Below are 12,148 nucleotides of genomic sequence, written 5' to 3'. Positions count from 1 at the left end.
GTGTTTTTGTGAAGGGTTTGTATGTGGTGAGGTAGAGATGGGAAAAGGTATGAGAAGGTCGCAGAAATGCGGCTTTTTCTTTTTGTTTCTTCATCTTCTTGAGTTGCAGATAAAAATCAGTTAAAATAAAGTGTAGAAAGCAGAGGGACATGTTGGGAGAATGTGACAATCATGTATTATGAAGAAGATTGTGCCGCATTACTGGAACAGACTTCAAAAAGAAGAAGCTTATGAGAAGTTTGAGGAAATTAAGCAGGTTTTACAAAAGGATTATGAAGAAAATAAAGAACCATCAGGTGAATTTAATAAGAATATTTGCAGATACGTATGGGCTGTGCTTACCGAATGCTGTACTTTTTGACGCGTCATCGTTGTTTGGACTATAATACTATAGTTCAATAGATAAGAGTAAATGGAGGTTTTGGATGAGTGAAAAGAAAAAGAAAATAGGTTTTACTGTTGCATGTGTAAACGAATTTGCACAACATCATAATCTCAGTATACAGGAAGCATTTCGTTACCCTTTTCAGTTTAAAGGTATTGCGTTTATAAAAGAAAACTATGAAGTTGAGCATACTTTAGATTTTGAAACAATAATAGAAGACTTGGGGATATTGTGCCGAAAAAACGGAGGCGTGTTATGAGATTATATCATGGAAGTAATATTGTAATTGATAGTATAAATTTGGCAATGTGCAGACCATATAAAGATTTCGGTTTAGAAACAACGGAAGAATGTGCAAAATTTGTCATGAATAATAGAAATCGAACATTTACAAATATGATATGGTTATAGGACCTGTTGCGGATGATAATATGGCATTATTATTTCGTCAGTATGAAAATGAAATTATTGATTTTGAAACCTTATTGAAAGGAATGATATATAAAAAGACATCATCGCAGTATTCTTTTCATACAGAAAAAAGTATAAAACTTTTACGAAAGGTAGGAAATTAATATGGATAAGTTTTATAACTCAAAAGTCTTTGAAAAACTTCAGGATAAAGAAACCGGTTTATATATGGAAAGCTCAGAATATGTGTATGATCTTTTTAAAGATGAGATAAACTTTGGACGTATTGTTCAAGCAGAAATATAAGGTTTATAGGATATAACTTTATCTTTATTCATATAGGCTTTCAAAAATGCAGTTGAGGGGTCTTTGTGCCCTAAAATACATACAGAAAAGAAAAAATAAGAATTCCCCATAGAAGATTAGGTATAAAAAACACTGATTTCTACGGGAGATTCTTATTTTAAGATTTAGAAGCTAAAAACGGTATTTCCCGATAGCCCCTTAAATTTCCAGAAGTTTTCCTACACTTTCGTCATATCGGCAGTATTTGCCGTTCGCAGAAAGAAAAGGGGTGTAGGTTTTGGTTCTTACATTTTTTATGTATACGACCTTAGTGGCTGCCATGTAAACCAGAGAAAACTTTTCGTTCAAACTGGAAATCCATTTGTATACTTTTTGGTCTTTGTCTGAGAGCACCAGTTCGTAACCGCCTTCACAGGGCTCTAAGGAGAAATAACTTTTCTCGTCCTTTAAGGCCGTAAATACCTGGCTGTAAATGTAGGATGAAAAATGCTCGCGGACAAAGTTTTTGAAGTCCGGCAGGTTGTAAATCCGATGAGAAACTGCGTCTGTGATTTTGTCGCCGCGCTCAATACGGATTTTCAGGACCTTCAGAATTTCCACTGCGTCATTGATGAAACTCAGACGGTTGTATTCCATGGTTTCCAAAAGAAAAGAAATCAATTCCTTTGACAGAATATCATCATTTTTTGCCTGCTCGAATAACTGGTTGTTCATTGGTTTATCCTCCCTCTTTTGTCTGCGAATTTACGCTTCGCTCTCTTTTTCTTCTTCTTTCACTTCTTCTTTTATTTCGTCTTTTATATCTTTGACGGTTTCAGCGGCAGTCTGTACTTTTTCTTCTGCTTCCTCTTTGATATCCTCTGCTTTTTCGGCAGCTTCTTCGGCCATATCTTCTGCGGTTTCTTTGACTGCTTCGGTAAAATCCTCTTCTTCAAAGATGTCGTCGTCCAGAAAATCGTCGGTGTGTTCTTTGACTTTGCTTACTGCGTCATCTACGGATTTTTCCATGACTTTTTTAAATTTAGAAGCAACGCCTGCAGCAGAAACAGCAGTTTCTTTTAAATTATCCTGAAAGTCAGCAAACTCTTCCTGTAAGTCCGGATTTTCATTTTTCTTCTTAACAAAATAGTAAGCTGCAGCACCTGCCGCTGCGCCTAAAGCGCCCATCCCTAAAAGTTTTTTTCCAAAATTTCCCATATCATTATCCTTTCTGAGTCTCACTCCCATACTCTTATATGTTCTCCATTATAATCCTTTTTATGAGGAGAAGGAAGAGGTATTTTCATTAATTTTCTATGAATTTCAAAAAAACTATTGACAAAAATAGAAAAATCAGTATGATAGTAGCATAAGAGTTAGTTGTAGCTAATTTAACAGAGGAGAGGCAGTTTTACCCTATGTCTTTTCTTTTTACAGACAGGTTAGAAATAACTAACTTAGTGAGCGTATGAATGGAAGAAAAAAGGAAATGATAACAACAATGGAAAGGAGTTTTGCATATGAGTATTGTAATTATCGGAGGAAACGAGAGAATGGTCACCAGATATGAGAATCTGTGTCAGGATTATGGATGTAAGGCGAAAGTCTTTGTCAAAGAACATGGTTCCATTAAGAAAAAAATGGGCTGCCCGGATTTGCTTTTGATGTTTACCAATACGGTTTCCCACAAAATGGTTATGAATGCTTCCCAAGAGGCCAAGAGGAACAACATTCCTATTGTGCGGATTCACAGAGCCAGCACAGCAGCGCTGCAGTCTGTACTGGAGGATATCAAAGGAGGAGCGGTTTATGCTTGATGAATTTTTAATCCGTCACAGCGCTCCCACGCTGGCCGGACTGAAGACAGCCAATCTTTTCTGGTATCCCTGGGAAAACCGGGAAGAATTGAAGGCAGTTCTGGAAGAATGGCAGAAGGTGTTTCAGGAAAAGGGATTGGGTCTGATGGTTATGCGCCTGCACGGGCAAAGGGCTCTTTTGTATGTATATAGAATCAGCCGCCTTGAGCAGGATTTAAACCGCAGGGAAACCAGACAGATGTTAGCAGCAGAGGGCTATGCATATGAAAAAGCGAAAGAGGCTTTGGTCTGTCTGCGGCAGAGAATTCAAAGCTGTGCAAAGTTCCCTCACGAAATCGGACTGTTTCTGGGATATCCCCAGGAGGATGTGAAGGGATTTATAGAAAATGAAGGGAAAAACTGCAAATGCTGCGGCTGCTGGAAAGTGTACTGCAACGAATGTGAAGCAAGAAAAACCTTTCATAAATTTAAAAAGTGCGAACTGGTTTATACCCGTCTGTTTTTGGGAGGAAGACCGGTCAAAAAGTTGATTGTAGCAGCGTAAAACAGGAAATTTCCATACGAACCTTCTGATAAAAAGGGACGGCCACGAAGGACGGGAGAGTCCGGATTCTGGCCGTCCCTTTTAAAAAGAGGTTGCGTCAGAGGAAAAGTCGGGCTATACTCTTACTATGCAGTACACCAGAAGATATTTCATACTGCAAAAAGGAGCAGACAATGAAACAAATCATACTTGCAAGTGCATCACCGAGACGGCGGGAATTGTTATCCCAGGCAGGGATTCCTTTTGTGGTAAAGCCCAGCCAGGCAGAAGAAAAGATAACCGTCAAAGAGCCGGGGCAGGCTGTGGAGGAGCTGTCCCTGTTAAAATGCCGTGATATTTATGCACAGACAACAGGAGACGTGGCAGTTATCGGTGCGGATACTGTAGTGGCCGCAGAAGGCAGAATTTTAGGAAAGCCGGCTGATAAGGAGGAGGCTGTGAGCATGCTCACCATGCTTCAGGGAAAACAGCACGAAGTCTATACCGGTGTAACGGTTATGGTGAGGGAAGAGGGAAAAGAAAATATCCGCACCTTCCATGAAAAGACAGAAGTGTATTTTTATCCCATGACAGAAGAAGAAATCAGGGGATATGTGGAGACCGAAGAACCTATGGATAAGGCAGGTGCTTACGGAATCCAGGGGAAATCCGCAGTCTTTATCCGGGAAATCCGGGGGGATTATAATACGGTTGTGGGGCTGCCTCTGGCAAGACTCTATCAGGAATGCAGAAAAATGGGATTGGAAATAAAGGAGTGGTAGACATGTATAAAGCTTGTATTTTTGACCTGGACGGAACCATTGCAGATACCGTGGAATCCATTGCCTATGTGGGAAATCAGACACTGCGTCATTTTCACCTGCCGGAACTTCCGGTGGAAAATTATAATTTTTATGCAGGAGACGGTGCAGATGAACTGGTAAGAAGAATGCTGCAGGCAGTTCCCGGCGGCGATAAAGTGGATTATGAGGAAGTGCGGGTTTTGTACCGGAAGTGGTTTGGAGAAAATCCTTTTTACCATGTAAAGCCTTTTGAAGGAATTCTGGAACTTCTGGAAGGACTGAAAAAGGAAGGTCTGAAAATTGCTGTCTTTTCCAATAAACCTCACGGGGCGGCTGTGGAAGTTGTGGAAAAGATTTTCGGCAGAGACGTGTTCCATAAGGTGCAGGGACAGACTGAGAAGATTCCCAGAAAGCCTTCTCCCATAGGCGCCCTGGCTATTGCAGAGGAATTTCAGATTTCTCCAAAGGAGTGCATTTACTGCGGAGATACCAACACAGATATGGATACCGGGAAAGCGGCAGGCATGTTTACCGTAGGGGTGACCTGGGGATTCCGCCCAAGAACAGAATTGGAAGAACACCATGCGGATAAAATTGTGGACCGGCCGGAAGAAATTCTGACTCTTGCAAAAAGAGAAAAGGAGAAGCAGAAAAATGCTGAAGCTGATAGCCAGTGACTTAGACGGAACCCTTCTGCAAAACGGAGTCAGGACGTTGTCTGACACTGTCATAGAGCAGATAAAGCAGTTAAAAGAAATGGGTATTTTATTTGTAGCCGCCAGCGGAAGACAGTATACCAATCTGCAAAGACTGTTTGCACCTGTCTGTGAGGATATTGCCTATGTCTGTGAAAACGGTGCCCTGGTAGTTTACAAAGGAAAAATTTTACATAAAAATGTCTTTGAAAGGGAATTGGCAGAAGAAATGCTGCATAGCATATTGAAGAAAGACCGTGCGGAACTGGTGGTTTCCGGGGAAAGGACGGTTTATCTGCAGCCTAAGACAGAGGCTTTTCGGGAATACATGATAAATTTTGTGAAAAACGACACTACGGTGCTGCCGGATATTTTTCAGGTGCCGGAGGAAATCATTAAGATTTCCGTATATGAGGAAAACGGCGCGGAGGCCATTGCGCCTTACTGGAAAAAGGCCTTTGGCAGCAGAGCCACGGTAGTGACTTCCGGGATTTCCTGGCTGGATATGATGCCTTTAAGCGCAGATAAGGGAAACGGGCTTCGGGTGCTGAAGAAACACCTTCTTTTGTCTGATGAGAACTGCGCGGCTTTTGGCGACAATTTCAATGATTTGGAAATGCTGCAGGAAGTGACCTATGGCTTTGCCGTGGGAGAGGCCAGGAAGGAAGTGCGGGAAACCGCCGGAAGAGTAACCGACAGAGTGGAAACGGTACTGGAAAAAGTGATAAAACAGGGAGGAAATTGGTATGAATGAGTACAGCGAAGAGTGTATTTTAACATTTTTAAGAAATCAGGAGCAGCTTTTTACAGAGCCTGTGGCAGAGACAGAGGAAGAGGCGGAGGCCTTTTTAGAGGACTGCATGGCCGCTGTGGTGGATTCACTGGAAGAAGTGAGAGTGTACTTTGAGGAAAACGGCATGGACGTAGAGGATATGTCCCTGGAAGAACTGGAGGACGCCAGTGAAGTTTTCCCACTGCCAAACGGTCAGTATTTGATTGTAGAAGGATAAATAAAAAGGAAAAAAGAGGCTGCTGCATGATTTCTGATGAAAGGTTCATAGAAGACATGCAGCAGCCTTTTTCTGAATGATTTACAGATGGGAGAGATGAGATGACAGGAATTATATTGGGAATCACCTTGATTATGCTGCTTTGCGTGCTTGCAGAAAAGTTTTCGGACAGGCTGGGTATGCCTGCGCTGATACTGTTTATGTTTATCGGCATGCTTTTCGGAAGTGACGGTATTTTTAAAGTACCTTTTGAAAATTTTGAACTGGCAGAAAGAATCTGTTCGGTGGCTTTTGTATTTATTATGTTTTATGGCGGATTCAATACCAAGTGGGAGGCGGCGAAGAGTATTGCAGGAAAGGCCGTTACCCTGTCTACAGCAGGTGTTTTCATTACGGCCGGAATTACGGCTTTGCTTTGCAATGTAGTTTTAAAGTTTTCTTTTGAAGAGAGTTTTCTGATTGGCGCCGTGCTGTCTTCTACAGATGCAGCCAGTGTGTTTGCCATTCTGCGAAAAAAGAAGCTGAACCTAAAGGATGGGACAGCGTCACTTCTGGAGGTGGAAAGCGGAAGCAATGACCCCATTTCCTATCTTCTCACGATTATAGCCATTGGAATTATGACAAATGGAAAATCCGGAAATATTGCGGCTGTGATTGCCATGCAGATTATCTTCGGTGTTCTGGTAGGACTGGTGCTGGCGAAGCTTTGCGTCTTTATTATGGCAAAGACTAGTCTGATTGCGGAAGGGCTGGAGATGGTTTTTGTGATTGCCATGGTGCTGGGCTGCTATGGTCTGACTTCTTTTGTGGGGGGCAATGCTTTTCTGAGTGTGTATCTTTTCGGTATTCTTATGGGAAACAGCAAAATCAAAAAGAAGGAGATACTGATTCCGTTTTTTGACGGCGTTACCAGCCTGGCTCAGATATTGATTTTCTTTTTAATCGGACTTTTAACCTTTCCGCATCAGATGCCGGAAATCATTCCCACAGCGCTTGCTATTGTGGCTTTTCTGACAATTATCAGCAGGCCGGTGGCTGTCTTTTTACTTTTAAAGCCTATGAAATGCAGCAACCGGCAGTGCTGGCTGATTTCCTGGGCAGGGCTTCGCGGTGCCTCTTCTTCAGTATTTGCCATTACCGCCGTAGCGGCAGGGATTTCTATGAAGCAGGATTTGTTCCACATTGTGTTTATGGTTTCTCTTTTCTCTATAGCCATTCAGGGAACGTTTCTGCCCAAGGTGGCGCAGAAGCTGTCTATGATTGATGATACCGCGGATGTAAGCAAAACCTTTAACGATTATCAGGAAGAAACTTCGCTGCAGCTTATGCGCATGTATATTCCCCAGGGGCATGAGTGGGATGGAAAGAAAATAAAAGAGGTGAACATTCCCACGGGCTCTCTGGCTTTGATGATTAAACGGGGAGAGGAAATGATACTGACAAAAGGAAATACAGAAATCTGTGCCGGGGACAGTGTGATTCTCAGTGTGCCGCCTTATAATACCAATGAGACGGAGCAGCTCCAGGAGAAGCGTATTCTTTCAGGGGATAAATGGTGCAACAAAAGCATAGCCCAGCTGCATTTGTCCAGAAACGAACTGATTGCCATGGTTATTCGTGGGGAGGAGGCCATTATTCCGGATGGAAAAACGGTGTTAAAGGAGCAGGATGTTGTGGTTATGTACCGGGACATGGCAGCCGGAAAGTGAGAAAGAATTCTCCGGCTGTTTTTTCCCTTGTATTTGTGGTAAAATAAAGACAGATATCCGGCAGAAGAATAAGAGAACAGGAGTGTGATAGCAAGATGGAAATCAGCAGTCTGGTAGAAAAACAGAGCGCCTTTTTTCAAAAAGGCATTACAAAAACCCCGCAATTTCGTCAGAAAGCACTGGAAAGGCTGGAAAAAGGAATCAGACGGTATGAGAAGGAAATTCATCAGGCTCTCCGAAAAGACCTGGGGAAATCAGAGTTTGAGGCCTATATGACCGAAGTGGGACTGACGCTTTCCGAACTGACTTATGTGAAAAAACACCTTTCCGCCTGGATGCGGCCAAATGGGGTGCCGACTCCTCTGGCCCAGTTTCCGGCAAAAAGTTTTGAAATGACAGAACCATACGGGGTGGTACTGATTATGTCTCCCTGGAATTATCCGTTTATGCTGTGTATGGAACCGCTGATTGGCGCCATTGCCGCAGGAAACTGCTGTATTGTGAAGCCGTCTGCCTATGCGCCCCATGTATCGGCAGTGCTGAAAAAAATGCTTTCGGCAGTGTTTCCACCGGAGTTTGCAGCCGTGGTAGAGGGGGGAAGGGAAGAGAACAGCCGCCTTTTAGAGCAGCGTTTTGACTATATTTTCTTCACAGGCGGAAAAGCGGTGGGACAGCTGGTACTGGAAAAAGCAGCTGTCCATCTGACGCCGGTGACCTTGGAACTGGGTGGAAAAAGTCCCTGTATCGTAGACGAAACGGCGGATTTGAAACTGGCGGCCAGGCGTCTGGTATTCGGGAAATATTTGAACAGCGGTCAGACTTGTGTGGCTCCCGATTATCTTCTGGTGCAGAAAAGTGTGAAAGAGCCTTTCCTGAACTATGTAAAAATGTGGATTCATAAAATGCTGGGAAAAAATCCACTGGAGAATCCCAATTATCCCAAAATGATAAACAAAAAGCATTACCACAGAGTGTTGGAACTTATCAAAGGCGAGGCAATTCTGGAAGGGGGATTTGGCGAGGAAGCGCGTCTGCGGATTGCCCCTACTGTACTGGATTATGTTTCTCCGGATTCCCCGGTTATGCAGGAAGAAATTTTCGGTCCGGTGCTTCCGGTGCTGACTTATGACACCATAGAAGAAGCAGAAACCTTTATCCGTGACAGAGAAAAGCCCTTGGCTCTTTACCTTTTTACGAAAAATCCGGACACAGAGCAGAGGATTTTGAGGAATCTTTCCTTTGGCGGCGGTTGTGTGAATGACACCATTATTCATCTGGCTACTTCCCGCATGGGCTTTGGAGGAGTAGGAGCCAGCGGTATGGGAAGTTACCACGGAAAGAAGAGCTTTGACACTTTCAGCCATACCAAGAGTATGGTAAAGAAAGCCGGCTGGCTGGATTTGCCCATTCGCTATCAGCCTTATACCAAAGGGAAAAAGCAGCTTTTGCGTATGTTTTTAAGATGACCGGAAAGGAGCGTGGAGAATATGAAAGAAAAACAAGGATCCGGATTCTGGGACAAGCGCTCCCGGATGTTTGACAGCCAGGTTCTGGAGGTTTATAAAAATGCCTACAAAAAGACAGTAAAGCGGTCTGCGGCATTTCTGAATCAGGAAAATACTGTATTGGAAATCGGCTGCGGCACCGGAATTGTGACCATGCAGCTGGCAGATTGCGTGAAGGAAATTACCGCAATAGATAGTTCAAGGGAAATGCTTTTGCGTGCAGAGCAAAAAGCCAGAGAACTGGGAAAACAGAATATTTCCTTTCACTGCGGAACCCTTAAGGATAGGAAGTTTCCGGCGAAATCCTTTGACGTGGTGACCGCCTATAATGTGCTGCTTTATATGGAAAATCAGGAGGAAGTGCTGGAGCAAATTTATGAAGTCTTAAAGCCGGGCGGCCTTTTTATTTCGGCTACGGACTGCCTTGGCAGAAGTCTGTCAAAAGAAGCCATAAAGAAGTTCTGGAAAAGCAAACTGCATCTTATGCCGTATGTGGCCTTTGATACCCCTATTGGGCTTATGCGGAGAATACAAAAGCACGGTTTTTTAGTGCTGGAGATTGTGAATCTGCATAAAAGTCCGCCCAATATTTTTATCGTAGGGCAGAAAGTGGAAAAATGAAAATCTAAACAAAATATAAAATTTATAAATTATTAGCACTCACTGAAAATGAGTGCTAATTTTCTCTTGACTTTTATTCCCCTGCGTATTAATATGTTTTTTAGAAATGAAGAAAAAGGAGATGCATTATCATGGCTAATAAGCGTGGTACTTTATCAATTAATAGTGACAATATTTTTCCGATTATTAAGAAATGGCTCTACTCAGACCATGACATTTTTTTCCGTGAACTGATTTCCAACGGCTGCGACGCTATCACAAAGCTGAAAAAGCTGGAAGTCATGGGCGAGTATACTTTCCCGGAAAATCATAAAAACAAAATCCAGGTTATCGTAAATCCGGAAGAGAAAACCCTGAAATTTATTGATACCGGTCTTGGTATGACAGCGGAAGAAGTAGAAGAGTATATCACCCAGATTGCCTTTTCAGGTGCAACCCAGTTCCTGGAGAAATACAAAGACAAGACAAACGAAGACCAGATTATCGGACACTTTGGTTTGGGATTCTATTCTGCATTTATGGTGGCAGATGAAGTGCAGATTGATACGCTTTCTTATAAGGAAGGCGCTGTGCCGGTACACTGGTCCTGCGACGGCGGCACCGAATACGAAATCGGTGAGGGAAATAAGACAGAAGTGGGTACTGAAATTACCCTGTTTTTAAATGAAGACAGCCTGGAGTTTGCCAACGAATACCGTGCAAGAGAAGTCATTGAGAAATACTGTTCCTTCATGCCGACGGAAATATTCCTGTCCAAGGCGAATGCGCCGCAGGAATATGAAACGGTAGAAGAATCCGAAGTCAGAGAAGACGATGTAGTTGTAGAGCACATTCACGAAGAGGCCAAAACCGAAGAAAAAGAGAACGAAAACGGCGAAAAAGAAGTGGTAGAAGTTTCCCCTGCAAAGGAAATGGTAAAAATCCACAAGCGTCCGGTTTCTTTAAGCGATACCAACCCGTTATGGATGAAGCACCCAAATGAATGTACAGACGAGGACTATAAGGCTTTTTACCGCAAAGTCTTTATGGATTACAAAGAGCCGCTGTTCTGGATTCATCTGAATATGGATTATCCGTTTAACTTGAAAGGTATTTTGTACTTCCCGAAAATCAACATGGAATATGAATCCATTGAGGGAACCATTAAATTATACAACAACCAGGTATTTATTGCAGACAACATTAAGGAAGTGATTCCGGAGTTTTTGATGCTTTTAAAGGGTGTGATTGACTGTCCGGACTTACCGCTGAACGTATCCAGAAGCGCCCTTCAGAACGATGGATTCGTGAAGAAAATTTCTGACTATATCAGCAAAAAGGTAGCAGACAAGCTGACCGGTATGTGCAAGACAGACAGAGAAAACTATGAAAAATACTGGGATGACATCAATCCGTTTATCAAATTCGGCTGCTTAAAAGATACGAAGTTCTCTGAAAGAATGATGGACTACATTCTGTATAAGAACATTGACGGAAAATATCTGACTTTGGAAGACTGTATCAAAGAGAATGCAAAAGAAACACCGGAAGATACAAAGGAAGAAGTTCTGGAGGAAACCAAAGACGAGGCACAGAAAGAGCCGGAGAAGACCAATATCTACTATGTCACAGATGAAGTACAGCAGAGCCAGTACATCAATCTGTTTAAAGAACAGGGACAGGATGCTGTGATTCTGAAGCACAACATTGACTCTGCATTTATCTCTCATGTAGAGCAGGCAAAGGAAACAGTCAGATTCCTTCGCATTGATGCAGATTTGACAGAAGCAGTGAAAGAGGAAGGAAAGAATCTGGAAGACGAGACAAAAGAGTTGTCAGAAGTTTTCAAAAAAGCTTTGAAAAAAGAGAATCTGACCGTGAAAGTGGAAAGCCTGAAAAACGAGAAGGTATCTTCCATGATGACGATTTCAGAAGAAAACCGCCGTATGCAGGAAATGATGAAAATGTACAATATGTATGGTATGGACCCGTCTATGTTCGGCGGACAGGAAACTCTGGTATTAAATGCCAACAATAAACTGGTGCAGTATGTACTGGAGCACAAAGAAGGAGAACAGACACAGATTCTCTGTGAACAGCTCTATGATTTGGCGTTAATCAGCCACAGACAGCTGACACCGGAGGAAATGACAAAATTTGTAGCCCGAAGCAATGAGATTATGCTGTTGCTGGCAAAATAAACCAGGCAGTTACGAGAAAAAATAACAAAAGGAAAGAGCAGAAAAATCCGTATGGGAGTTTCTGCTCTTTCCTTTTTGAAGACAGGTACAGCCTGTTGGATTTAGGAGGATGGTACTGTAAAAATTTGGAGAAACATATAGACAAATAATGCGGAGTGTATTAGAATAATGCTCGAAAATGGGTAAGTATGAGAGAAAATGACG

16 protein-coding genes are annotated in these 12,148 nt (G+C 42.6%); 14 read left to right on the top strand and 2 right to left on the bottom strand.

Translation table 11 applies throughout. The features are described 5' to 3' along the window. Window positions 1-178: 178 nt before the first annotated feature. The 4 genes from WKT17_RS00450 to WKT17_RS00435 all read left to right on the top strand — a co-directional run bounded on the left by WKT17_RS00450 (window position 179) and on the right by WKT17_RS00435 (window position 1,102). Window positions 179-361 (top strand): hypothetical protein, encoded by a 183-nt coding sequence (locus WKT17_RS00450; RefSeq protein WP_173748813.1) that lies wholly within the window; start codon window positions 179-181, stop codon window positions 359-361. Between the two features lie 64 nt (window positions 362-425). Next, window positions 426-644: a DUF3791 domain-containing protein gene (locus WKT17_RS00445; RefSeq protein ID WP_173748812.1), complete on the top strand. Its 219-nt coding sequence runs from the start codon at window positions 426-428 to the stop codon at window positions 642-644. A 142-nt stretch (window positions 645-786) separates the two neighbouring features. Then, window positions 787-960: a DUF3990 domain-containing protein gene (locus WKT17_RS00440; protein ID WP_226853631.1), complete on the top strand. Its 174-nt coding sequence runs from the start codon at window positions 787-789 to the stop codon at window positions 958-960. Window position 961: 1 nt separating this feature from the next. Next, complete coding sequence (locus tag WKT17_RS00435; protein ID WP_173748811.1) at window positions 962-1,102, top strand: hypothetical protein; 141 nt, start codon at window positions 962-964, stop codon at window positions 1,100-1,102. 198 nt (window positions 1,103-1,300) lie between these two features. Here the strand turns inward: WKT17_RS00435 and WKT17_RS00430 are convergent, their stop codons facing one another. Further along, window positions 1,301-1,816, bottom strand: a complete 516-nt coding sequence (locus tag WKT17_RS00430; protein ID WP_173748810.1) for a hypothetical protein — start codon at window positions 1,814-1,816, stop codon at window positions 1,301-1,303. A gap of 30 nt (window positions 1,817-1,846) precedes the next feature. After that, entirely contained in the window at window positions 1,847-2,299 is a 453-nt protein-coding gene (locus tag WKT17_RS00425; RefSeq protein ID WP_173748809.1) for a hypothetical protein, read from the bottom strand. Window positions 2,300-2,601: 302 nt separating this feature from the next. On the opposite strand from WKT17_RS00425, the gene WKT17_RS00420 reads away from it, so the two are divergent. From WKT17_RS00420 to htpG, 10 genes are all read left to right on the top strand, one after another. Further along, on the top strand, window positions 2,602-2,898 hold the full coding sequence (locus tag WKT17_RS00420) for a DUF2325 domain-containing protein (RefSeq protein WP_173748808.1): 297 nt from the start codon (window positions 2,602-2,604) through the stop codon (window positions 2,896-2,898). Further along, entirely contained in the window at window positions 2,891-3,442 is a 552-nt protein-coding gene (locus WKT17_RS00415; RefSeq protein ID WP_173748807.1) for a DUF3793 family protein, read from the top strand. Before WKT17_RS00420 ends, WKT17_RS00415 begins: the two co-directional genes overlap by 8 nt. A 173-nt stretch (window positions 3,443-3,615) precedes the next feature. Continuing rightward, a complete protein-coding gene (locus WKT17_RS00410; RefSeq protein WP_173748806.1) occupies window positions 3,616-4,203 on the top strand; it encodes a Maf family protein in 588 nt (195 codons plus the stop codon). 2 nt (window positions 4,204-4,205) lie between these two features. Next, window positions 4,206-4,901: an HAD family hydrolase gene (locus WKT17_RS00405; RefSeq protein ID WP_173748805.1), complete on the top strand. Its 696-nt coding sequence runs from the start codon at window positions 4,206-4,208 to the stop codon at window positions 4,899-4,901. After that, the gene (locus WKT17_RS00400) at window positions 4,879-5,673 is read left to right on the top strand and encodes an HAD family hydrolase (RefSeq protein ID WP_173748804.1); all 795 of its coding nucleotides are present in this window, start codon (window positions 4,879-4,881) and stop codon (window positions 5,671-5,673) included. Before WKT17_RS00405 ends, WKT17_RS00400 begins: the two co-directional genes overlap by 23 nt. Next, on the top strand, window positions 5,666-5,929 hold the full coding sequence (locus WKT17_RS00395; protein WP_173748803.1) for a glyoxalase: 264 nt from the start codon (window positions 5,666-5,668) through the stop codon (window positions 5,927-5,929). Before WKT17_RS00400 ends, WKT17_RS00395 begins: the two co-directional genes overlap by 8 nt. A gap of 101 nt (window positions 5,930-6,030) precedes the next feature. Further along, window positions 6,031-7,638 (top strand): potassium/proton antiporter, encoded by a 1,608-nt coding sequence (locus tag WKT17_RS00390; protein ID WP_291681214.1) that lies wholly within the window; start codon window positions 6,031-6,033, stop codon window positions 7,636-7,638. A gap of 95 nt (window positions 7,639-7,733) precedes the next feature. Continuing rightward, the gene (locus tag WKT17_RS00385) at window positions 7,734-9,104 is read left to right on the top strand and encodes an aldehyde dehydrogenase (RefSeq protein ID WP_330027030.1); all 1,371 of its coding nucleotides are present in this window, start codon (window positions 7,734-7,736) and stop codon (window positions 9,102-9,104) included. A gap of 21 nt (window positions 9,105-9,125) precedes the next feature. Further along, entirely contained in the window at window positions 9,126-9,764 is a 639-nt protein-coding gene (locus tag WKT17_RS00380; protein WP_173748801.1) for a class I SAM-dependent methyltransferase, read from the top strand. 131 nt (window positions 9,765-9,895) lie between these two features. Beyond that, window positions 9,896-11,944 (top strand): molecular chaperone HtpG, encoded by a 2,049-nt coding sequence (gene htpG / locus WKT17_RS00375; RefSeq protein WP_173748800.1) that lies wholly within the window; start codon window positions 9,896-9,898, stop codon window positions 11,942-11,944. Window positions 11,945-12,148 lie beyond the last annotated feature (204 nt).

Source organism: Blautia sp. HCN-20427 (assembly GCF_037890365.1).
In the GTDB taxonomy this organism is placed as follows: Bacteria; Bacillota; Clostridia; order Lachnospirales; family Lachnospiraceae; genus Blautia.
The sequence above is the reverse complement of the archived record's forward strand: the minus strand, read 5'-3'. Positions and strand labels throughout refer to the sequence as shown.